Source organism: Desulfosporosinus metallidurans (assembly GCF_001936615.1).
Classification (GTDB): domain Bacteria; phylum Bacillota; class Desulfitobacteriia; order Desulfitobacteriales; family Desulfitobacteriaceae; genus Desulfosporosinus; species Desulfosporosinus metallidurans.
Window position 1 is genome coordinate 97,593 of sequence record NZ_MLBF01000011.1, and the last position, 23,360, is coordinate 120,952.

The window sequence follows — 23,360 nt, forward strand, 5'->3', positions numbered from 1 at the left end:
ATTTCATTATTTCTTGTATGCATTAAAATGGGGCAATATAATCACTCAACTTCCAAAGATACCTCTTCTTCACTTAAACGCCCAAAACTTATTGATCAAAAAATTCAGTGGTATTGTAAGAATCAGGTTTAAAATCGGCGCAAGATACTTGGTTATGTGTAGGAACTCAACCATCACGAACAATAATATTGTACCCAACACAAAAGTACTACCATAAGCCATAAATGTTTTTAAAATAGTCTTTAAATGCCCCTTCTCACTTTTCTGAAAAACATATTTATTGTTCCAATAATAGGAATTCAGCACGCTTACTACGAACCCGACCGTATTACCTACAATATATAATGCGGGGTTTATAAATACAAAGGCATAATAGATTGCGAGTGAAATAGCAGTATTTAAAATGCCCACCAGTCCAAACTTGGTAAACTGTTTTATAAAACGATAAAAATCCTGTTTGCTGTGAATATCCAGCTTAGATAATAAGTTCATCTATTTTACAGCACCCTTTATGGTCTTAGCCATATAGTCAATCATCTCATCGGTCATTCCGGGATACACGCCAACCCAGAAGGTATCGTTCATAATGCGGTCTGTATTGGCTAACTCGCCTACGACTCGATATCCTTTACCTGTGGCGCGCATTTCATTAAAACATGGGTGCTTGATTAGATTGCCGGCAAAAAGCATTCTTGTCTGGACGCCATGATCTTCCACGTACTGAACCACTGCGTTACGGTTAACGCCAGCTTTACACGTAATCAGTAAACCGAACCAGCTTGGAATGGAATTTTCGCAAGGCTCAGGGAGTATCAGTTTATCACTAACTTCCACTAAAGCAGCTTTTAGTCGGTCAAAATTATGGCGTCTGCGTTCTACAAATGACGGGAATTTTTTCAACTGGGCAACGCCCACGGCCGCCTGCATATCGGTCGCCTTTAGATTATAGCCAAAGTGGGAATAAACATATTTGTGGTCATAGCCTAGCGGAAGCTCTCCATACTGCTTGTCAAAACGATGTCCACACAGGTTATCTTGACCGGAGGGGCAAACACAGTCTCGTCCCCAATCACGGAAGGATTTAATAATTTTGCCAAGCAGTGGATCATTGGAATAGACCGCGCCGCCTTCTCCCATGGTCATATGGTGAGGCGGATAAAAGCTGGAGGTTCCAATGTCACCGATGGAGCCTGTAAGTTTGTCCTGCCCATTGATTCTGTATATAGAACCCAAAGCGTCGCAATTGTCCTCAACCAGCCATAACTTATGCTTGTCACAGAAGGCCTTAACTGCTGATAAGTCAAAGGGGTTGCCGAGGGTGTGAGCAATCATAACCGCTTTAGTTTTGTCTGACAGAGCTTTTTCCAACATGGAAACATCAATATTATATTGCGGAACGGTCACATCGACAAAAACAGGAATCGCTCCAAATTGGATAATCGGTGCCACCGTCGTCGGGAAACCGGCTGCCACTGTGATAACCTCATCACCGCGCTTGACCGCACGGTCGCCTAGTAGTGGAGAGGTCAGCGCCATAAAAGCAATTAGATTGGCAGAGGAACCCGAGTTTACCAGTGCACAAGTCTTTACACCTAAATACGTGGCGAAATTCCGCTCGAATTCATCGGTGTAGCGACCGGCAGTCAGCCAGAATTCAAGTGAGCTGTCGACGAGATTGACCATCTCTTCGTGGTCATAAACTCGGGATGCGTATGGGATACGCTTACCCTCATAAAAGTCCTTGTTCTGATTGTGGTAGGTATCACAATAATTAGAAACCATATTTAGAATCTGATCCTTCGCCTGTTGCTCTGTCATATTCTCAAACATTATTTATCTCCTATCTGGCTAAAAATTCCTCAATCTGTTCGTCCATGATTGCGGGAATATCGCCTTTTGCTAGGTATACTTTGGTCCAGTCCACAGTTTTATTAATGGCATCGGCAACGCCCCAGCGTGGTTGCCAACCGAAGGTGGTTTTCAGCTTGGAGCAGTCCAACTTGAGGAAGTTCGCCTCATGGGGACCGCCGACGAATTTATTTTCCCATGCTTGTCCTTCTCCCCATTTTTTACAGAATAGGTCCACAAGGGCTCCTGTAGTAATGCAGTCACAGTCATCTGGACCAACATTGTAATAATCCGCGTATCTTCCATCCTCAAATTGTCTGGCCACGATCATCAGATACGCATAAAGGGGTTCTAGCACATGCTGGTAGGGACGGGTAGAATGGGGATTGCGAACAATAATAGGCTCTTTTTTTTCTGCTGCTCGAATACAGTCTGGGATAATACGGTCATTCGCAAAATCACCGCCACCAACAACATTTCCAGCTCGGGCGGTTGAAATGGCCACTTGACCGTCAGCAAAAAAGGAGTTCTTATAGCTATGGGTTACAAGCTCTGAGCAGGATTTCGAATTGGAATATGGATCAAAACCGTCCAAAGGCTCATTTTCCCGATAACCCCATGCCCATTCATTATTGTGGTACACTTTGTCCGTGGTGACGTTTAGAAAGGATTTGACGCAGTTAGATGTCCTAATGCATTCCAAAATATTGACCGTACCCATGACGTTGATTTCATAAGTGTTACGAGGATCCCTATAACTGTCGCGTACAATGGGCTGCGCCGCGAGATGCAGCACAATTTCCGGTTGTGCTTGTTCAAAAGCGGATTTGAGGGTGGCTAAATCACGTACATCCCCAATGTTAGAAGTCATTTTATTCTGAACACCGCAAAGTGAGAAGAGATTTGTAATGGTGGGTAGCTCTAGTGCATACCCTGTGACAATCGCACCAGCTTTTACTAACATGCGGCACAACCATGAACCCTTAAACCCTGTGTGTCCTGTTACAAATACCTTTTTGCCCTTATAAAAGCTTAAATTCATTTTTATCACCTTACCATATTTTCCAAGGGGCTTGTCCGCTAGCCCATAATTCTTCCAGCTGGTGCTTGTCACGCTGAGTATCCATACACTGCCAGAAGCCATCGTGCTTATAAGCTTTTAATTCTCCATACTTTGCAACAGTTTCAAGCGGCTCTTTTTCGAATACTGTCCAGTCGCCTTCAATATAATCAAAAATTTTAGGTTCTAAAACCATAAAACCGCCATTAATTACACTGCCATCGTCCTTCTGTTTTTCCCGAAAGGCGTGAATAGTGTTATCCTTGTCGATATCCAGCACGCCAAAACGCTGACCAACATTAATCGCTGTCATTGTTGCAATTTTTCCATGTGATTTATGGAACTCAACCAATTTATTGATATTAATGTCACAAATACCGTCGCCATAGGTAAGCATAAACGGTTCCTCGCCAATGTACTTTTGAATTCTTTTCACGCGACCGCCAGTCATCGTGTTAAGACCTGTGTCAACCAGGGTTACCTTCCAGGGTTCAGCAAAGTTATTATGTACCTCCATTTTGTTTTCATCCGAAAAATCTAATGTAATATCACTTCTATGTAGGTAATAATCCGCAAAATACTCCTTAATCATATAGGCTTTGTAGCCGCAGCAGATAACAAATTCATTGAAGTCGTAAAATGAGTAAGTCTTCATGATATGCCATAAAATTGGCATTTCCCCAATTTCAATCATGGGCTTTGGTTTCAAATGACTTTCTTCGGAAATTCGTGTGCCGAAACCGCCGGCAAGAATTACGACTTTCATCTTTTTATCCTCATTTCTTTATTTTCCATAGAATCAACTCAACATTTCCTATAAACCCTCTCTATTCTGTTCTACCAATTCACTATTAATTTGAATTTCTTCCCTTGTAAGTACACCATTTGTAATTTTAACCTCTTTGATTAGTCCATTAAAAGCCCGATCTCCTCCTATAAAATTCCCGACAAATAATGGTTGATGGCTATTATTAATTTGTCCCTCAAGGACTTGTTTGCCTGCTAACGTACCATTCACATACACAACAATTTCTTGCGTATGTTGATTAACAATTACAGCAACATAGCTCCATTGGTTCGGAGTTAACTTAAAATCCGTTTCCTTCATCCATTTATTTCCGTCACCAAAACCGAACTGATAATTATTTGCCGATTGACTGTTCTGCTGAATCACAAAACCACTATAATATTTCTCTCCGGGATGATTTCCAATGATCCCTGCATATGGAACCTGTGTGGCGTATGGCTTGACCAATACTTCAACAGAAAAGCTACTCGCTAATTCAACAGGTGAAAACTCGGCACCATCTTTTACAAACCCATTCTTAAAACCAACATGGAATTGAGGAACTTGATGATCCTTAAATAACAACTGATTCTGTGGTACTAAATTCCAATATTCGGATTTTCTCGTCGAACTACTGATGCTATTAACATTAACTGAGTTAAGATCGATCATTCCGCCCAAGTTTTCAACTCTACTGATAATGAAATCATTACCATATTTTGAATCCTTCAACTCGGATCGTTTGAGCAAAAATTGCCTCACATTATTATCATTATATTCAATCACACCAGACACCTGCGACAGAGTACTAGCGGAATCTGGCGACCAATAAAAAATCTTAGCTACACTAGCAAAGGCCGAAATGATTCTATTGTCATTAATTTTCAGGTCATCAAGAGGAGCTAAGATAACATAACCAGTTCCCAATTGCTTACTATCATACCTTAAATAATAGACGTGTTTCGTAGAAAACGGCAATTTATTGCTACTTTCTGAATCCTGGTAAATGCTAAACGGCTGAGGTTCCAGACTACCACTACTCACGTAGTTACCTTTGCTCAGTACCTTCTGTCCCTTGATTCCAGAATGCATTAGAAAAAATGCTGTACTATCCCATGGATTATTACTATCGACTAGAATTACAGAATCCGAAGGTAAACCATTTAGCAATCCATTATCCAACGCGTATTCTAATGTCTTTCGCGGATATAACCAAAACTGATTTGACCTTTGGACAATGCTATAATTTGAAGAAACGGTGAAAAAACACAGTATAGCTACCAATGCTAGTGAAAGATATCGAATTGCCTTAGGGAATAAGCCATCGTCCAAAAACTTCAACCACTTAGCAAATCTGTGTCTGAAGTACAAACCACTAGAAATCAAAATTAAATCCAAACCAAAAATTTGTATAAATACCGGAAGGTATGGTCGTCCCCACCCCATGTACCCCTGATATTTTGCTGAAAACGAAACTAACACACCTGGCAAAATCAACATTAATAACCCTAACACGATGGTAGACTGCAAAGGTAATTTCTCATCCCTAGTCATGGAATTCTTACCATTACATAAACCCAATAAAAATATGAATACAATTGGAAGGGCTAGTAAAATTAATTTAATAAAAATTGAATAGCTTGGAGAAAAAAGCTTGTCTGGATCAAGGATTCTGTATGATAATGGCAAAGTACCTACGAGTTGCTTGGCATAGGTAGCTAACATAGGAGCTATCTTGATATTTATGGTATACGGAGAATTAGAACCAATAATCGGGACTTTAAAAATATATCTCAACAATAACGAAAGTCCTGCAAATAGAACAGCACTACCCAGAAAAGGGGAAATATAAAGCAATGTGTTTTTTTTGGGGGGATGTTGCTGCTTATAATTAAACCAAATTACCACTGCATGGAATAGAAAAAACAAATATGTAATTTCATAAGTCGCTAGACTAAAACAATAGAACAGAACACTTAATAAAAGATAAAGAAATTTTCTAGAATCTAAATAAAATTTAAGAAAAATCAGTGAAATCAAAATGTATAGAAAAACCAGTTGCAATAATCCACCAAAACCCAATACAGGATCAAACCCTATATGGAAAGAGTAGAATAGTGGTATTGTTAAATAAGATAAGTTTACCATGACTTTATTTTTTGTTAACAAAAATATTAAATATAAAAACAGACTGATGTCTATAAGATTTAAAAGAAATAAAAAAATTTTATAAGCCACAAGATTTTGTATTAATACGAATAACCCATAGCCATAAAAGGCAAGCGGAAAGAATCGCCCATTGTGAATCCAACTACTCATATATTTTAAAGTATGTTGCGTTAATGTTAGATTAGACTCAATCATACCTCCTAGCGTATATGAATTTATAGCATCATCAAACATATATCCACTTATAAACATCGGGAAAACAACAATTAAGAAAAATAAAGTTGCAAGAACTATGTATTTATGCTGTTTGACTACTTCATACATTTTTATTTTCATAACACTTTCCCTTCTCAATAAAAACTATAACTCGTCATTTATTGCTTCTTGATTTATTTACAATAGCTTTTTCAGCAATAGATTCCCGATAAAATTTCCTATAGAGTCGTAATGTCCTACCCATCTGATACAAGCTCCTTATATTTATAGAAGTAAACCATGCGACAACTAATACTTTTGAGGAAGAATTGTAGACTTGAAATTTTCAACCCTAAATACCAAATATCTTGGATCTTGGGGTGCATCGACTCTCTTCGCGTCACTTGAGAATTTAAGTATATAATTCCCCGGTGGAACATTGATGATCTTGGTATATAATGTAGACTGGTTGCTCACTATTAACTTATCCGAAAAATCAGTTCCACTAATGTAGAGATTCGACTTTTCCGGATAACCTGTAGCTATTGACATCTGAATTTCAACCTGTTTAGGTTTGTCCGAGGGATTATTTAGTTCCGATTGACCTGTAGAAGAGCACCAACGCCAGTTGGCTGAAGTAGTATCTTCCAACCCAGAAAATCCCCCTTTCCAAGACATAAGTAATGGGTGAAGTGCATTATCTTGCGCCACTTCATATTGTTGTGGTGTATAGCCCAACTTTAATGAGTTATTGAATTTAATTAGATTGAAAAACACTAACCTTTGATTATTACTGTAAATCGGCTGTTCATCCAAGTGCTGGGAGATATCAGCAATCATCTTATTTGCCTGATCCTTGTAACCATATCGGTCAATGTAGATGCCATTAAATCCGCTTAAGGATATCGTTTTCAGCATCTCATCCAACGGCTGTTGACTAACATCTTTATACCATTTATCTCCCGCCCGTCCTTTCATTGTTCCGTAACTCCAGCTTAGATCTTGTGAGTGCAAATACCCACGAAACAGATCATAATCGGCCATGTTATTGACTAGTGGATTTTCCGGAAAGGGAACATACGGTAGTTGAAAGATCATAGAATCCTTAGGAACGGAATGTTCGATCTGACTAATGAATCTTGCATCATTTTCATAACTAGATCTGACGCCATTATAATCAGGTATATAATGGACAGTCGTTTGATCATATATTCCAACTGCTAAAATGAAAACAGGCAATATGAACCTCACCCATCTAAGTCTTCTATATTGGCTAGCTAAGTTAACAAGTTTGTCAACGAGCACCCCTACAGCAAAAAGTGATAAGAATGCAATAAATACAACGATTCTGTTATACCCTCTGATTTCCGGTGAAATGATCAGTGCAAACATCGTTCCAAATCCGCCAATGGTTGCCAGTAGAATCCCTGACAAGTTTAGCACAGCAAGTTGTCTTATTACCAGAATATCTCGACTAACTGGCAAGAAGCTACCGAAAATCGCCATCGCTATGAGAATAACAAATCCAATACTGCCAATAACGCCTAAGGTAGCAGAATCGTTTTCATTAACCAGGGGAGCACTTGCATCATATAAAGCTTTATCCTTCGCCAAGAAGCCAATTCTATGACCTGACACAGGCAACAGCATTTGAGTTATTTTCAATCCATAAATTTCCGAGTCCTCCGGACTTTTGTGGGCAACTTCTGCATTAGTCCCATGGTTGTGAACATAAATAAGATTAGGAGCAATATTTAATACAACGCCGGAACCCATGACACATAGCAATATCACTGTAGCAACAATATGAGAGATTCTCTTATCTCTAACAAATGCATCAAATCCAGCCACAAATAGAAAAAAGCAAGCAAAAAAAGCATAATAAACGCCTATACACGATGAAACTAGGCAGATCAGAGCACTCAAGACAAACTTTCTTTGTCGACACAAATCCCTAATTCTTATCGGTATGGCGGAATACGACGCAAATTCACCGTTAATAATCCAAAGTGCAATCATTATAAGTAGCGGAACCTGAAAATAAAAAGATAAGAAGAAATGCCCTTCGCCTCTAAAGAAATGGTATGGTAGAAAACTGTAAAGTAGGCTAATACCAACTGCGACTGTCCTAGAAATACCAAATTTCCGAAACACATAGAGACTTGTAATCGTAGTCATAATAAACGTTAGAATAAAAGAAGAGTTTACTATAAGTCCAACTTGTTGGGTGAAAAAGGACAAGAATTTTACCCAAAGTAACGTTAATCCATCTGAACTGGGGTAGTCAAACATGTTTGCTCCGAAAGGAGCACCAAAAAATCGGTTATTTAAAAACCACCCGTTATCAACAATTCCTTTGATGTACGCTTGAGTAAAAATACCATCTCCACCGTAGTTAAATGGCACTGTTAAATTTGCATGCCATAACTTCATAACTCCAACCAAAATGACTAAAGTTAGTAGGATAGCACTGGTATACATTAAAACTGAATTCATTTGGTTATCATTATTTTTTATCCGTTGCATTACATATTTCTCTCCTTCTACCAAGCAGAACAATTAAAAATTAAAACACAAAACGATTATCAAGCCTTAGTAAGCTAAGGATTCAGGTCTTAGCAACCTCCAATAGTAACACTAATGGCTTTGAGCCTTTCTCTCCAAACCAAGCCTCACCTTCCTGAACCATATCTAACTGTACAACGTAATCCCCCACCTCATCTGGCGCTTTCAGGTTCATTGGCACTGTGACCCGTTGTCCGGGGCGTAGATCATAAGGAAGAGTTGTTCTCAGACCGTCACTTCGTACCAGTTGCTTATTGTGATCTAGGATTTGATACGAGAGATGCACAGGATTTGGTCCGTCGTGGGACCAGATGAAATTACCGGTGTTTACCGTTGTAACATCAATTTTTAGCAATTGACCGGATGTAGCATGGATGCCAGTTTTCATTGCTTCTTTTATCAAAATTTGTTCGCCATACACCTTATTTGATTTTTCAAGTCCATTAAGTGTCAAGTAATGACCGCTCATAATCCGAGCATTAACTACTAACATAGCTAGGATTATAATCGGCAAAAGCCAAAGTGCTAATCCTTCAATTTTTTTATTCATTCAGTGATCCCGCCTTAACTAGTCGGTCCAATTTATTCTGTCGACAAAATTTATTTACGTACACCTGAGTTATGATCCAGATTACCTCCGCATACTAGTGGCCTTCCTCCTACATAACTTCTTTATAAATTTCCATAGTTCTCATGAGCGTATTCTCCCATGTAAACATCTTGGCTCTTTCCAGTCCTTTAAGGCTTAATTCCTCCCTCGTTTCGCGACTTTCCAAAATACCAGTAACTATCTTTGACATTTCCTCTTCATCCTGTGGGTCAAAGAGCATTGCCGCATCTCCTGCAACCTCTGGAATTGAAGAAGTATTAGAAGCTGCCACCGGAGTCCCACAGGCCATAGCTTCCAGAACTGGGAGTCCAAATCCTTCATAAAGTGAAGGGAAGACAAATAATTCAGCCATACTGTACAGAGAGACTAATTCCTGCTGGTCAACCGGGCCAAGAAAGAAAATATTGTTGGCACCTCTAATGTTCTCACTTAACTTTGTCCCTCTCCAACTCCCGCCAATCACCGCAAGATCTACTCCCGGGTTCTTGCTTAAGTGTTGGAAAACCTTCACAAGTCGATCCACATTCTTTCTGGGCTCATTGCCACCTATTGTTAAAACAAATGGCCGGTGAAGTCCGAACTTTTGTGCCGGAATCCTCTGTAATATCGGATCACGTACAGGTACAAACTCTTCTCCACATGCCAAGTAAATAACCTTTATCTTTTCTCTGGGCACAGACATGTACTTTACTATTTCATCCCTAGAGAAGATAGAATCCGTAATTATTCTAGCGGATCGGTTTAAGGCTATCTGCAAGGCTAAACGGTAATAGGTACGTTCAACATTCGTACCGAGATATATATCCTTAAAGACTAAAGGTATTACGTCGTGAATCGTAACGACAGACTTTATAACCTGTCTTATTGGTAATCCAAAGTTCATTGGATTGTGTAGAATGTCAACTTTATTGTCTTTAAGGAATCGTGGTAGATCTACTTGTTCCCACCATAGACGTTGTAAACGCGTTGAATAACCGTGGAACTTTCGTCTACTGATAGTAACTTCATCTGAAACCGCCGCGGTCTCGACTCCTGAGAACATGATTGGGAGCTTTTTCAGAAGGGCCTGACTGTAGTTCCCAATGCCTGACTTAGGAAGAGCCCTCATATCAATTGCTATCTTCATAAAGCTGCTTCCCTTTCTAAACCGTCATTACCCACTTCTTCTCGATCAGTACGACAAAGACGTTTATTTTCAGACGACCCCACAACCTCTATAGCACTCCGAAACTTATCCTCAATTACCGCCCATTGATAGTTCCGCTCAACATATTGGCGACCATTCTGTCCCATACCTAACCTTATCCTATCATGATCTAGTAAATAGTCTAATGTCTCGCAAAACTCAACGTAATTTTCATAGAACAGACCACCATTACTCCTCAGACAATGACCCTTAAGAACCTCGCAATTGCCATTAACCAAAACGGGAGTATCCATGGAAAATGCCTCCAAAAGAATCATAGATAGACTTTCGTATTGGGAAGGGTTAACGATTAAATCAGCACTTTCTATAGCTGCAAACTTATCTTCATCACTCAAAAAACCCAGACTGATAATTCGTGGATCTTTAGGAATTTTGAACACGGGCTTTCCTATCAAAACGAGCTTCAGGCCTTTTCTATTACCTTCATTTACGTATCTAAGAAAAAAATCGAAGAGCTGACCACAACCCTTTGACTCGTCGATGCGTCCAACGTATAACACAAAACGATCTGCAATTCCATACTTTTTCCGGAAATTGGGCAATATTTTCTTTGACGGACACTCAACTCCTAAGCCCACAGTGAGCGAAGAAATATAACTATTTTTAAACTTAGTCTGGACAAACTTTTTTTCCTCTTCGGTTAGGAAAAGAATCACTCGTGGTAAATGAAAGAGACTATTGAAAATATTAAGATGAATAGGAGGCTCATCATGCGCTGTTGGAATGAGTATACTCCTCTCCGGAGCAATGTGCAGACCAAAATAAGTCGTGGCATAAAGGTATGTCATGAAAATCACCACGTAATATGAGCCCTTATGTTCTTCAAGATAGTGAAGCAGATCTGTGGAAACTGGTCCTTGCTCTTGCTGCCAAGCAAGACCCTCAGAAAACATACTCTTTGATGAGAAAATTTTCCTTGAAGACCTGTCAAAGTCGCTCGGCACGCGCTCACGATCTGTCTTAAAACGCCTGACAGTTACCCTGTTCATAACCTCCGCACCTTGGGAGTATTCGTTTCTCCAGGTAACGTAGTCAATAGCACACGTCGTTAGAACTTCTACCTCATAAAATTTCACTAGTCGCTCCGCTATCTGCCTGCAATAGAGCTCGGAACCCCCATTAACCTCTAACCCATATCTTTGTACCACGATGGCTATCCGTTTCATACTTCACCCTTGCCTTAAAGAGAATTTATGTACTGCCAGAACTTGTTCGTAATATGACTCTCGTCGAAACTTTTCAATCTCTCTTTTTGAGATTCAATTAACTTGATATAAATATCTTTGCGTTTACTCACAATGTCCATTAGGGCGGCAATCGATGGATAATCCTTCTCTGAGAATTTCAGTCCAGCAGTTCCAAGAGTGTCTGGTATCGCTGCAACAGAATAAGCTAATATCGGTACACCAAAACGCATACTTTCCAGCAAAGGAACACAAAAGCCTTCGTGCTCACTCTGTGACAAAAATATATGAGCTACCTTATAATATGCCAAAAGTTCACTATCGCTGACATGTCCTGTAAAAACCACATCTTCCAACTCCAGATAGCTTGCAAATTTGTGTAAGTCGCGTAAGTACTCCTCCATCCCATTCCAAGACCCAACTATAAGAAGTCGCGCTGAAGGATTAAATAACTTCTTATAATAATAAAACGACTTAATGAGATCTTCTTGTTTTTTGTTCGGAACGATTCTTCCAACAAAGAGAATGTTTGTTCTACCATCCAAGTACCTTTCTAAAATCGCCGCATCTGGCTCAGATTCATATTTGTCATCATGGAGCCAAAGGGGCAATACGCCTGTTTTTCGGAATCCTGCCGCTTCTAACTCGGCTCTATTAAATTCGGAATCTGCAAGAGCCAATCGAAAAGCGGAACTCACCTTTTTCAGTTGCTCTCTTCCTTGGGATACAAGGGTTGCCATATTATAATTATAGCGAGTAAAATATTCAGTAGGTGTAACATTATGATAGATCATCACTTTCCGATCAACCGGAAGAGATGCCACTAACTCCGTCACACTTGACCCGGTAGACATGTGATAAACAATAATGTCTTGACGTCTCATGTCACGGCTCAGGTTCCCTATTCTTTCCACTTCAGCTATACGGGGATCAATATTCTCAGCATAAATGGCTGTATTCCACCCGCTTTGCCTGCATATATCCCTGATTTGGAGGACATGATTGCTGACAGCATCCCCATAAGATATGGTTGGTAATACCTGAATTATCCGACCATTCGTCATACTCCATCCCCTCTGTCACTTACTTTACGAAAGAATTCTAGGTAGCGACTGATTATTGCATTCCATGTGAAATGTTCTAAAACAAAATCTCTTCCTTGCGTTCCTAGTTTTTTCCCAGCCTTCTGGTTATTGAGCAACCACCATAGGGCTTCTGAAAATTCAAAATCGTTGTCATAATAAAGACCTCCATTGGCAGTAGTGCAAAAGTCTTTTGTAACAGCGCATCTCCCATTAACAATAACGGGCGTACCCGAAAACCAGCTTTCCATAATAACAATCGAAAAACTTTCATTCACGGACGGCTGACACAATACTGCTGCAGCCTCATATGCATCATACTTATCCTGTTGAGATACGAACCCCAAATCAACAACATGTTTTCTTAACTCTTGAGGTACCTCAATATCTCCTCCGCCAATAAGTATTAAACGAGAGTTATCAAAGGGATACCTTTGTTTAAATGTATAATAGGACTTAAGTAAGCCGTCAACGTTCTTACCCTTGTCTTTTCGCCCAGCGTATAAAACTATCGGTCCATCAATTCCAAATTTTCTACGAAATTCATCGGGATATCCTTTATAATTAGTATCGACGCCTCCACCCAAGACCTCAGTTTCAGTTCGCGATATATCGTAAAGCTTAAGGGCCAACTCTTTTTCAGGTTGAGCAAGAAAGACGATACCCTTCACCAAGGAAAACATTTCCTTAACCAAACCCATATAGGCATATGACTCTTCATGTAAGCAAGGAATTATAATAGAGCGCTCAGGGCAAGCCTGAATCCCCCAAAAAGTTGTACCAAACATATATGGAATAAAAATAAATAAATCAAAGTGGTTACAGTTCAATGAAATATATTTCTCCATTTCTGGACTACGAATCATTTCACTGAAAAATTTTTGTTCTTCAATATTTGTTAATGTTAACTTACTCATTAGTTTAAAATTGACTTTGTCAAATTCTAGAGTATCGCGCTTTCTGACAGGAAATCTTGTTACTTTAACCCCCCGTATAACCTCGCTACTTGGTTTATGATAATTTTCACTCCAATCGCTCATAAACTCTTTAACACAGGTTGTTAGAACTTCAATTACTACGCCTTCTCCATACTGTGATAACCTTTCTGCCAATCCTCGTAGCTCTGCCTCTGCCCCTCCCGGAATGTCAGGGCCATACCAAGGTGTTACAAAGGCTATGCGCAAATCCTTATTCATCGCTTTACTCCAATAATCGCGTAGTCTCTATAACTAAATAAGCGAGAATTAAGTCTTTCAATCCCAGCGTTAAACTCATCTGCCCCTTCAATTGGCAAGTTGGGTATCTTTTCCGTGTCAGCAAATGGCGATAAATAAAGTGTTTGGATGTTTACAAATCCTTCTTCCTTTAAAACAAAGGCTAATGTAGCCGGATGAACTGGTCTTATATGGGATAAATCCATGTAAAAGCTCTCAGCAAAAATAGATAAGCATGTTGGATTGACTGTTTCTAAAACAAGAACTCCCCCCTGATCAAGCTTGTCGTAACAGACTCTAATCAGATCCAGCATTTCAGCAGGACTAAGATGTTCAATAAGTTGTGCCGAAAAAATTCCATCAATCCCGCTATTCATTTCTTTAAGATAGGTTTTGGCCTCACCCAGCACGACATCTGCCCCAAGACTGCGGGCAAAGGCCACCATATCCGGATTGGAATCTACCCCAGTCGCCCTGATCCCGTTTTCACGCATCAATTCTAGGAATTCTCCCCGCCCGCAACCGATATCTAAGACTTCATGACGACCCTTAAAGAAGTCTAGATAAACCCTTTGACGTTCCTTTATTTCCACGCATGAGCCCCTAAAGCGTTGTTCAAACATAAAGTAATCAAACTCTACAGCACCAAATGAAGCTATCTTTTCCCCGTCCAGCCCAATAGATGGAATAACTTGATCTTTAAGAGACCGCTCTAACCGGCGGATCTTTTCGGAAAGGAATAAAAGCTCATCATTCAGACCCACGACTTCACTTCCAAGACGCTGCTTCTCCTTAGCAAACCCCTGTAAAGCGTCTTCGAATCGATCAGTCTTCTCCAGAATGTTACTAAGTTTTTTGTCTTCTCTTTCATCCTCTAATATCATTTCCAGTCCCGTTACCCGCTTAACTAAATGTTCATAATCCAAGGCCTGCGATTCATCATTTAACTTTGAATTATAAGAAGTGATCAATTTTACCAGTTCGTTTATAGAGCGGGTAACAGATGAGTTGAATACAAACTGCTGTTGCCAAGGTCTTGCAACATACCAGCTTAGCAACTTTCTCACAATCCGCTTACCAAAAACCATTATAGGACCGATTACCTTACGGTGTGAAGTGATCGGCCATACTGGGTTTACATCCCAATTCTGATTATTCTCCCTGACACATTCGTTAAGAAGTTCTAAATTATTATCCACGGGCTCGCATGAAGCGCCCCTAATCTGATCAAAATTCTTAAGGGTACTAAGCGAGGAAACCTTTAATTGAGTCTCCTCATTTGCCAGCCTGTCACGAATCTCTCTCATAATATCTTCTGTGTTAATTGATTCTGGAACGGATATGGAAAGTTTCTCGTCCATGTTAACACTCCTAAACGATAATTTTCGGTAGTTGCATCCTAGTGAATATAATCGAATTAATCCTGTCCATACTTTATATGCATATTTTGTTCCAGCTCATTATCACATCTAGATGATGGACCATTGATGCTCAAGTCTACATACTCCTGAATCCTTTATGTTCGAGTATATTGAAAATCTCACTCGGTTCGTTTGATAGTCATAAGGACTCGCATATTCGTCATGAGTAGCCACATTGAGGTAGTACTCGCCCTCCATCAGGTTTAATTTATCAATGCTGACCCTAACGATGATCTCTTCATCCAATCCTTCAACATCAACAGTATGCCTATCGATAAAAGTATTTGTTCCATAGCACCAGAGATCGTCTCTACGATAGATTGCTATACCGAATACTAGGCTGGCTACTGGTCGATGCTTATTACAGTGCATCTCAATAACACAAGACTCACCACATTCAAAAGTAAATTTCCGCTGGCCTAAGTGGTCCAAGATAACGACATCTACAATCTCCACCGAACCATCACCCCAGCGTTTTCCATTCCCCCCCTGCGTGGATACCAGATTTTCCCCATTTCCTTCTTCACTGACCCGCTCCTCCTGTTGATGATTCTCTGCCTCTACCCGCTGATTCTCTTCACCAGACATGATCGCCCGATATTCGCCCACTACCTCAGCCGGAATACCTCGGCGAACTAACGTTCCTTCGTGCAACCATGCAATCTCGTCGCAGAGCATCTCCAGTGAGCCAAGACCGTGAGAAACAATCACGATTGTTGTGCCACGGGATTTAAAAGACTTCATCTTGTTAAAGCACTTTTTCTGAAAGTTTTCATCCCCTACGGCCAGGATCTCGTCAATCAACAGAATATCAGGCTCCACGTTAATGGCAATGGAGAAAGCAAGCCGCATGTACATACCCGACGAATAAGTTCGAACAGGGCTATCTATGAATTCCTCCAATTCAGAAAAGCTGATAATTTCATCTATTTTTCCATCAATCTCTTTTTTTGTTAGTCCAAAAATTGCAGCATTCATATAGATATTTTCCATACCGCTAAAATCCGGATGAAAGCCAGCTCCCAACTCAAGTAGGCTTGAGACCTTCCCTCGAACCCGAATACCTCCTTGGTCAGGGTAAATTATCCGTGTCATAAGTTTCAAAAGAGTGCTCTTGCCTGAACCATTCTGCCCAATCAATCCAATTGTTTTTCCCTTTTCAACGCAAAGATTAACACCTTTTAGGACCCATAGATCCTCATGTTTGCTCCGTTTGGTGAAAAGAACTTTTTCCTTTAACGTGGGAGCTCGGTCATTATACAGTCTAAACTTTTTCCATATGTCCGTAACTTCAATTGCAAATTCCATCTATATTACTCCTATATCTGTTCGGCAAAGCCTTTCGCCAGTCGTTTAAAAACAAGATATCCAAAGACTAAAACAAAGAGAGATAATAGCGCAAACATCAACAAACCAGGAAAATAGGGAAATACACCGTAATATAGAATATCTCGGTAAGCCTCAGTCAGGGTAACTAAAGGATTAAAAAAAATATACTTTAAGTAGTGAGCTGGGATAATATTTACCGAATAAACAATTGGAGTCAGATAGAACCATGCCATCAGTAATATACCCCAAATGTGCTCAGTATCCCGGAAATAAACATTAACTGCAGAAACAATGAAACTCACGCCCAAGGTGAAGATAAACTCTAATCCCATAACTAAAGGGAGGGAAATAAGACTTGGCCGAAGTGGAATTCGAAACAGTAGCAATGCTGCTAAAGCAATAATATAACTCAATCCTAGATTCACTAATCCCGCTGTAGCTGAGGCAAGTGGGAGAATTTCCCGAGGAAAGTAGACTTTTTTCACAATATTACTATTGCTAATGATAAGATTAGTTGCTTCCTGTGTCGTATTAGCAAAAAAGAGCCAGGGCAAGAGTACTACGAACAAAAACATCGGATATTTGTCTATATTCATGCGCATAATTGTTGAAAACATAACCGAATAAACAACCAATTGTAGTAAAGGATTGATAAAGGTCCACATAAACCCAAGAAATGAAGCTTTGTAGCGAGTACGCAGATCCCGCTTCACCATATTCTTGTACAGTTCCCGGTAAGCATAGATTTCATTAAAAACCGATCCCATCAGGCGTCGACTCCGTTTCCAGCCACTTCCCCGCTCACTCGCGCTAAATCCCCCTCCGTCATCATGCGAACTAACTCCTCAAATCCTACAGCCCGTTCCCATTTTAAAACGCTTTGCGCTTTGGAAGGATTACCAAGGAGTATTTCCACTTCTGCTGGTCTAAAGAATCTCTGGTCAACTGCCACCAAAGTCTTCCCAGAGTTCTTGTCTATTCCCTTTTCCTCTATGCCCTCTCCGCTCCATTCCAGCTCAATCCCGGCATGTCGAAAGGCCAGTTCTACAAATTCACGTACCGAGTGAGTCTCTCCCGATGCTATGACGTAATCATCCGCTTCCTTTTGCTGGAGCATCAGCCACATGGCTTTCACATAATCTCCCGCGTAGCCCCAATCCCGTTTGGCATCCATATTACCCAAGTATAGGGTGTCCTGTAAACCGCACTTAATTCGCGCCACAGCGTCTGTAATCTTACGTGTGACAAACTCCATGCCCCGGCGCGGCGATTCATGGTTAAATAGGATCCCTGAACACGCATACATTTGGAAACTTTCCCGGTAGTTCTTTGTAATCCAATGCCCATAGAGCTTGGCTACTCCATAAGGACTCCGTGGATACAAGGGGGTTGTTTCTGTTTGAGGAGTCTCTTGCACTAAGCCAAACATCTCACTGGTCGATGCCTGATAGAAACGCGCTTCGGGTTTCACAACGCGAATAGACTCAAGCATATTAGTAACCCCAATGGCATTAATTTCTGCAGTTGCTAATGGTTGTTCCCAAGAAGTGGCCACGAAGGACTGAGCAGCTAAGTTATATACTTCATCCGGTTGAGCAATCTTCATGGCCCGAATTAGGGAGGCCATATCGGTCATATCGGCATAGATAAATTCTATGTCCTTCTTCAAATGTTCCACAGTTCCATAATCCGCCTTGCTCTTACGCCGGACAACCCCATAAACCTTGTAGCCCTTTTCTAACAACAGCTCTGTTAGATAGGAACCATCCTGACCGGTTATCCCGGTTATTAAAGCACGTTTCATATAAACAATCCCTTCTTGACTCGTAATTTAGTTTACACCAAGCATTCCTTCCATTCGGCTAATACCCCTCTCAAGCTATCCTCAATAGGATAAAGAGGTTCCCAACCAATTGCAGTTCGTATTTTATCATTATCTCCTACGGAGTAAATATTCTCCACAGGTCGTATCTTGCTTTCATCAAGTTCCACAGCCAGATTTCCATATTCCGTCCGCATAAGATCAAGAATGTCGCTGATTTTTCTACCCACGCCAGAGCATATGTTATATGTTTCACCCGCTGGAGCTTTCTCTGCCAACAAACGATACGCTCGGACAATATCCCTTACATCCGTGAAATCGCGATACACGTCAAGTCTTCCGACTCGAATAGGTTCATTTCGCTTTGAAGTCTCTATTATTTGACGAGCAAAATCGGGAACGACAAAGCCCTCATTTTGGCCTACCCCAATATGATTGAACGGACGCGTTAGGACAACAGGAAGTTTGTACACCTGACCTAACTGTAATGCAATGCGTTCCGCAGCATACTTAGAGGTAGCATAAGGGCTCTGCGGATTGGGTGACGTGGTCTCACAAAATTTTTCCCCCAGACGTCGTCCTGGTCCATAAATCTCAGAGGAGCCAACATAAACGATTGCCCGAACCTCTCTCCCCTTCAATGACTCCAACAAGTTAATCGTGCCTATCACATTTACTTCAAACGAGGCCTTTGGATCACGCCAAGACTGGCTAACAGACGCCAAGCCTGCTAGATGAAATACCATATCGGGATTTAGTTCCTCCATCGCCTGTTCCAAATCAATCCGCTCCATGATATTTACTTCCTTATAATAAACACCTTGCTGATCAAACGGCCCCATTCCGATTCCACTCACTGAGTAGCCCTTCTCCTGAAGCTCTTTGACCAGGTATTTTCCAACAAAGCCATTGACCCCTGTTATCAGTGCTCGCACTGTAATATCTTCCTCCTCTGTTACATCACCTGCTATCTTACGACGGACAGTAAACATCTATTTGCACTTAGTTAAAGTATCAAGGTGCGATCCTTTTTTACCACTTCCACCCTTCCAATCGCTTATGCTTATCATCCTTGGACACTACATTGCTCCCTTACCAAACAGCACGACAGGAATTGTCTGGAAGATTATTTTTAAGTCCAAGACAAGCGACCAGTTATGAATGTAATAGAGGTCCATTTGAATCCGATCTTCGTAACTCACATCGTTACGCCCACTTACTTGCCATAGACCAGTAAGACCGGGTTTCACCCGAAGGATCACATTTCCATGGGTACCATACCGAGCAATTTCCGCTGGCACAATGGGGCGAGGTCCAACAAAACTTAGGTCACCTTTTAAAATATTAATAAACTGTGGCAATTCATCCAAGCTAAGCTTCCTTAAATATTTACCAAGCGGAGTTATTCTCGGGTCATTCTCGATCTTGAAACTATCATGATAATCTTTATTGATCTCCTCGTTTTCAAGCAAAGCAACAAGTTGTCTCTCCGAATCCACAACCATTGTCCTGAACTTATAAATCCGCACTCTCTTTCCATCTAACCCCAATCGTTCTTGGGCGAATATGGCGGGTCCCGATGAACTAAGCTTTACTATTATCCACACAAGCACCGATAGCCAAGAGGTAAAAATTAATCCGGCGGCAGCTAGAATAACATCCATTACTCTTTTTAACCGTTTTGAGACACCATCGACAATTAAGTCTTGAGGTCCAAAAATAAGAATTCCTTTATAATTGATTGTCTTTAGGGGTATCGATAATAACCTGCTCACTGACGGTACAATATATAGCGGGATGTAATTAAGCTCACAGTAGGATATAAGTGTCTCCAGTTCACCAACACGTTCTTCATACACTAACATGCCCAGATCCCTTGGACTCACTACGCCCAACGTGCTGGCTAATTTGTGATGACTTTTTACTATATCTTCTATTTCTGTGTTTAGGTCGGTCGTTGCCACTACCCTGAGTCCCATATCCCGGGCCAGTTTCTCTAAAAGATTATCGGCACTTGACTCAAAGCCAATAGCCACTAGTGGAAGTTTGGCCTCATCTCCTAATTTTAATTTATAAACTTTCGCCAGAAGATACCTTACTATAATAGCCAAGGTAAAATTAACTACAAAAAAGACGGTGAAATAGATACGAGAATAGCTTACATTACGCAAGTAAAAGGAGATAACATAAAAAAAAGCAGCACTATATAATAGTGAGCGAAAATAAATCTGTGGCCTAACCTGTAATAGCTCTGAGGTTTCATAATTCCCCGACAGATACAATAAGCCAAGAAAGATTGTACCAATCATAAATAACATTATTAAATAGGCGTTTATACTTATGACTGATATATCACTCAAGAACTTCATATACCCGACTAAAAAACCGCTTATGGTATAGACCATTATATCAGAGATAAAAAACTGTACACTTAGTCGGGCTACTCTTCCAGAGTACAACAATTCGTTTAACCTCCACTGTTGCAAGAAAAAAAATTTCGCATAATAGAACTTCTTAATACAATTTATTATTCGACGCTATTTACATATATCCTTCTTCTAAATATGCGTATGTATGGCTATTGAAGTATATATTAGGAAATTGTGTATACATTACAAGTTTGTTGGTTTCTGTGTTAAGAAATGTGCTACCATTAATTAGTCCGCAACATTGACCCTTGGTTCAGACGTATTCAACTTATAAAGATCATAAAAAGACACGATCGTATGTTTCACCAACCATTTTCCATCACCAGCAAACGTGACATCATTAGGCGGAAATTGAGGAGACGCAAAATATGGGTAATAATCTTGATAGAGAACACTCCCCGAAAAACTCTTCCCGGGATAATTTTCAGCGATATCGTTATTTATCTGCGCAAAGTAAAGCATTATATCAGCTCTTGCGTTCGCATTAATAATTTGAATCCAGTTTCCATAATCGGCACTATTCATCATGCCATGAAAGCTTATATCACTTACACCCGATTTGTAATCATTCACCTTCCAAGTAAAGCGAACGCTCTTTCCAGCGATGGGCATTACGCCATATTGACTATTTAAATAAGCAGCAAATTCTTGATCAGTTTTTTTCGTCTGTTCGGGTGTTGGTGAGCTTTCGCGCGGCAGCTGTGCCAGTGTTTGATTGATATCCTGCGTTAACATGGGCTTCAACAAATTAATGGGTGTTGACAAGTATAAATTCTGTCCACCAGCCATATCTACAGTGGTCGTTCCTATTACTTCGGCCTGTTCATTAACTAACACTCCACCACTTGTCCCTGAAGAGATTGAGGCTGAGATTTGGATATAGGATGCTCCATCGATTACTTCTGATTTGGTGCTAATGATTCCATCACTCATTGTGTCATCTTTACCCGAGGGATTTCCAATGGTGTAAATTTTATCTCCGGTACCAATCTTGTCTGAATCACCGAGCGTAACTGGTTGTAAACCTGTTGCATCTATTTTAAGCAAGGCCAAATCCTGCTTAGAATCGTAGGCCAAGACTTTTAAAACATCAAAGATCTTTCCATCTTTAGTTTTAACGTTTGCAGAATATGCGTCTTTGATTAAGTGATAGTTCGTAGCAATTTTACCAGTGGAGTCAATAATATATCCGCTACCACTGGCAATCGGTATACCATTTGAATCACTGACTTCAATATTAACAATTGAAGGGTTGAACTTTTTGGCAATTTCACTTGCGGTATATGATAAGCCCTGCAGGGTTTCCTGTGACGATGGATATAAATATTTCTGAACTAATGCCGAAGGCATGATAACATCTCCACCAAGGATATTTATTTGCGTAATTATACTACTCTTGGAGTTAAGATAATCTCCAGTAGTTTGATTATAGTCATAATCGACAAGCAAAATAGGAGCAGTCTGAGCAGCAGCGTAAGCACTTCCCGCTAGGGCATCTGCAAAGCCGTTTCCAGTTGCAAGAAAGATTTTAGTCGAATCGAAGTTACTATTAAATCTATTTAAGACGGCAACATTTCGAAGGTACTTATCGCTTCCGGTTATTCTTTCAACATTGGGAAATTGGGTTGATACAGACTCATTGATTTGCTCCGTGGTGCCAATTAAGTATGTATGAGATATGTTATTTGAACTTAGATAATTCTTAATACTATTTGTCAAATGATCTCTAGGTACTAATATAATAGGGGCATTTTTTTGTGCGGCTATTGGGGAGATTGATAACGCATCGGCATAATCATCACCACTAACCACGGATAGTTCTTGTACGTCTCCTAGCTGTTTGGCAATTTCTATAGCAGTATCATACCTGTCACCCCCTGCCAACCGTGTTACATTGATTCCTAGATCTTTTACTTGGTTTTCAACGGTCAAGGAAACTACTGCAGTTCCACCCACTAAATACACACTCTTTACTTTAAGATCTTGCAAAGTTTGCTTAGTTATGGGTGTTAAATTCTGAGCTTTAGTTAGTAAGATAGGTGCATTATACTTTTTAGCTAAGGGTGCAGCTGCTAGAGCATCCGGGAAATTATCTCCATAGGCTAAAATTGCATAATCAGACTGTGACCAGCCTTCTTTGGCGATATCTGAAGAAGTATCATACTGGGTGTAACCTGCAATGCGATGAGTCAAAGGAGAAGCGTTAACGTTTCGATTAAAAGTTATCTGAAGGACGCATATGAAAATTACTAGCGTTAGCCATTTGTATTTTCTTCCTAATTTGTGATACTTCATCTTTAGAGAATCTTTATCTACCATTAGACAACTCTCCCTATCTTCATTTAGATATCTTAGTCTTTCTACGTTATTCCTATTTTTCCTCTTTACTCTAGTGAAAAAGATATCTTGCCTATTCACAGACTACTATGGATATGAAG

The 23,360-nt window shown here is 40.2% G+C and carries 18 protein-coding genes; all 18 read right to left on the reverse strand.

Going from position 1 to position 23,360, the window contains the following annotated elements; all coding sequences use genetic code 11:
* Nucleotides 1-69: 69 nt before the first annotated feature.
* Nucleotides 70-492 carry a GtrA family protein gene (locus DSOL_RS09745; RefSeq protein WP_075364675.1) on the reverse strand — a complete coding sequence of 141 codons (423 nt, stop codon included), beginning with the start codon at nucleotides 490-492 and terminating at the stop codon, nucleotides 70-72.
* Nucleotides 493-1,830 (reverse strand): lipopolysaccharide biosynthesis protein RfbH, encoded by a 1,338-nt coding sequence (gene rfbH / locus DSOL_RS09750; protein WP_075364676.1) that lies wholly within the window; start codon nucleotides 1,828-1,830, stop codon nucleotides 493-495. It lies immediately after the preceding gene.
* A 10-nt stretch (nucleotides 1,831-1,840) separates the two neighbouring features.
* Complete coding sequence (gene rfbG / locus DSOL_RS09755; protein WP_075364677.1) at nucleotides 1,841-2,890, reverse strand: CDP-glucose 4,6-dehydratase; 1,050 nt, start codon at nucleotides 2,888-2,890, stop codon at nucleotides 1,841-1,843.
* Nucleotides 2,891-2,900: 10 nt separating this feature from the next.
* Nucleotides 2,901-3,674, reverse strand: a complete 774-nt coding sequence (gene rfbF / locus DSOL_RS09760; protein ID WP_075364678.1) for a glucose-1-phosphate cytidylyltransferase — start codon at nucleotides 3,672-3,674, stop codon at nucleotides 2,901-2,903.
* A 48-nt stretch (nucleotides 3,675-3,722) separates the two neighbouring features.
* Complete coding sequence (locus DSOL_RS09765) at nucleotides 3,723-6,200, reverse strand: LamG domain-containing protein (protein ID WP_075364679.1); 2,478 nt, start codon at nucleotides 6,198-6,200, stop codon at nucleotides 3,723-3,725.
* 168 nt (nucleotides 6,201-6,368) lie between these two features.
* Nucleotides 6,369-8,585: a hypothetical protein gene (locus tag DSOL_RS09770; protein WP_075364680.1), complete on the reverse strand. Its 2,217-nt coding sequence runs from the start codon at nucleotides 8,583-8,585 to the stop codon at nucleotides 6,369-6,371.
* Between the two features lie 82 nt (nucleotides 8,586-8,667).
* The gene (locus tag DSOL_RS09775; RefSeq protein WP_075364681.1) at nucleotides 8,668-9,174 is read right to left on the reverse strand and encodes a COG1470 family protein; all 507 of its coding nucleotides are present in this window, start codon (nucleotides 9,172-9,174) and stop codon (nucleotides 8,668-8,670) included.
* 109 nt (nucleotides 9,175-9,283) lie between these two features.
* Entirely contained in the window at nucleotides 9,284-10,360 is a 1,077-nt protein-coding gene (locus DSOL_RS09780) for a glycosyltransferase family 4 protein (RefSeq protein ID WP_075364682.1), read from the reverse strand.
* Nucleotides 10,357-11,607 carry a glycosyltransferase family 4 protein gene (locus DSOL_RS09785; protein ID WP_075364683.1) on the reverse strand — a complete coding sequence of 417 codons (1,251 nt, stop codon included), beginning with the start codon at nucleotides 11,605-11,607 and terminating at the stop codon, nucleotides 10,357-10,359. Before DSOL_RS09785 ends, DSOL_RS09780 begins: the two co-directional genes overlap by 4 nt.
* Nucleotides 11,608-11,621: 14 nt before the next feature.
* Nucleotides 11,622-12,689 (reverse strand): glycosyltransferase, encoded by a 1,068-nt coding sequence (locus DSOL_RS09790; RefSeq protein ID WP_075364684.1) that lies wholly within the window; start codon nucleotides 12,687-12,689, stop codon nucleotides 11,622-11,624.
* The gene (locus DSOL_RS09795) at nucleotides 12,686-13,903 is read right to left on the reverse strand and encodes a glycosyltransferase family 4 protein (protein ID WP_075364685.1); all 1,218 of its coding nucleotides are present in this window, start codon (nucleotides 13,901-13,903) and stop codon (nucleotides 12,686-12,688) included. The genes DSOL_RS09790 and DSOL_RS09795 overlap by 4 nt, the downstream gene beginning before the upstream one ends.
* Nucleotides 13,900-15,282, reverse strand: a complete 1,383-nt coding sequence (locus DSOL_RS09800; protein ID WP_075364686.1) for a class I SAM-dependent methyltransferase — start codon at nucleotides 15,280-15,282, stop codon at nucleotides 13,900-13,902. Before DSOL_RS09800 ends, DSOL_RS09795 begins: the two co-directional genes overlap by 4 nt.
* Nucleotides 15,283-15,390: 108 nt before the next feature.
* Nucleotides 15,391-16,650: an ABC transporter ATP-binding protein gene (locus DSOL_RS09805; RefSeq protein WP_075364687.1), complete on the reverse strand. Its 1,260-nt coding sequence runs from the start codon at nucleotides 16,648-16,650 to the stop codon at nucleotides 15,391-15,393.
* Nucleotides 16,651-16,661: 11 nt separating this feature from the next.
* Nucleotides 16,662-17,438, reverse strand: a complete 777-nt coding sequence (locus DSOL_RS09810) for an ABC transporter permease (RefSeq protein ID WP_075364688.1) — start codon at nucleotides 17,436-17,438, stop codon at nucleotides 16,662-16,664.
* Nucleotides 17,438-18,475: a GDP-mannose 4,6-dehydratase gene (gene gmd, locus DSOL_RS09815; RefSeq protein ID WP_075364689.1), complete on the reverse strand. Its 1,038-nt coding sequence runs from the start codon at nucleotides 18,473-18,475 to the stop codon at nucleotides 17,438-17,440. Before gmd ends, DSOL_RS09810 begins: the two co-directional genes overlap by 1 nt.
* Before the next feature lie 32 nt (nucleotides 18,476-18,507).
* Nucleotides 18,508-19,428: an NAD-dependent epimerase/dehydratase family protein gene (locus DSOL_RS09820; RefSeq protein ID WP_075364690.1), complete on the reverse strand. Its 921-nt coding sequence runs from the start codon at nucleotides 19,426-19,428 to the stop codon at nucleotides 18,508-18,510.
* A gap of 144 nt (nucleotides 19,429-19,572) precedes the next feature.
* Nucleotides 19,573-20,955, reverse strand: coding sequence for a sugar transferase (locus tag DSOL_RS09825; protein WP_075364691.1), 1,383 nt, complete (start codon nucleotides 20,953-20,955; stop codon nucleotides 19,573-19,575).
* Between the two features lie 195 nt (nucleotides 20,956-21,150).
* Nucleotides 21,151-23,241 (reverse strand): cell wall-binding repeat-containing protein, encoded by a 2,091-nt coding sequence (locus DSOL_RS09830; RefSeq protein ID WP_075364692.1) that lies wholly within the window; start codon nucleotides 23,239-23,241, stop codon nucleotides 21,151-21,153.
* Nucleotides 23,242-23,360 lie beyond the last annotated feature (119 nt).

What these genes read in the sequence shown, in the direction of transcription:
- DSOL_RS09800 (WP_075364686.1), bottom strand. Translation starts at nt 15,282, where the DNA reads ATGGACGAGAAACTTTCCATATCCGTTCCAGAATCAATTAACACAGAA.
- DSOL_RS09830 (WP_075364692.1), bottom strand. Translation starts at nt 23,241, where the DNA reads ATGGTAGATAAAGATTCTCTAAAGATGAAGTATCACAAATTAGGAAGA.
- DSOL_RS09810 (WP_075364688.1), bottom strand. Translation starts at nt 17,438, where the DNA reads ATGGGATCGGTTTTTAATGAAATCTATGCTTACCGGGAACTGTACAAG.
- gmd (WP_075364689.1), bottom strand. Translation starts at nt 18,475, where the DNA reads ATGAAACGTGCTTTAATAACCGGGATAACCGGTCAGGATGGTTCCTAT.
- rfbH (WP_075364676.1), bottom strand. Translation starts at nt 1,830, where the DNA reads ATGTTTGAGAATATGACAGAGCAACAGGCGAAGGATCAGATTCTAAAT.
- DSOL_RS09805 (WP_075364687.1), bottom strand. Translation starts at nt 16,650, where the DNA reads ATGGAATTTGCAATTGAAGTTACGGACATATGGAAAAAGTTTAGACTG.
- DSOL_RS09775 (WP_075364681.1), bottom strand. Translation starts at nt 9,174, where the DNA reads ATGAATAAAAAAATTGAAGGATTAGCACTTTGGCTTTTGCCGATTATA.
- rfbG (WP_075364677.1), bottom strand. Translation starts at nt 2,890, where the DNA reads ATGAATTTAAGCTTTTATAAGGGCAAAAAGGTATTTGTAACAGGACAC.
- DSOL_RS09745 (WP_075364675.1), bottom strand. Translation starts at nt 492, where the DNA reads ATGAACTTATTATCTAAGCTGGATATTCACAGCAAACAGGATTTTTAT.
- DSOL_RS09790 (WP_075364684.1), bottom strand. Translation starts at nt 12,689, where the DNA reads ATGACGAATGGTCGGATAATTCAGGTATTACCAACCATATCTTATGGG.
- DSOL_RS09785 (WP_075364683.1), bottom strand. Translation starts at nt 11,607, where the DNA reads ATGAAACGGATAGCCATCGTGGTACAAAGATATGGGTTAGAGGTTAAT.
- DSOL_RS09765 (WP_075364679.1), bottom strand. Translation starts at nt 6,200, where the DNA reads ATGAAAATAAAAATGTATGAAGTAGTCAAACAGCATAAATACATAGTT.
- rfbF (WP_075364678.1), bottom strand. Translation starts at nt 3,674, where the DNA reads ATGAAAGTCGTAATTCTTGCCGGCGGTTTCGGCACACGAATTTCCGAA.
- DSOL_RS09795 (WP_075364685.1), bottom strand. Translation starts at nt 13,903, where the DNA reads ATGAATAAGGATTTGCGCATAGCCTTTGTAACACCTTGGTATGGCCCT.
- DSOL_RS09780 (WP_075364682.1), bottom strand. Translation starts at nt 10,360, where the DNA reads ATGAAGATAGCAATTGATATGAGGGCTCTTCCTAAGTCAGGCATTGGG.
- DSOL_RS09770 (WP_075364680.1), bottom strand. Translation starts at nt 8,585, where the DNA reads ATGCAACGGATAAAAAATAATGATAACCAAATGAATTCAGTTTTAATG.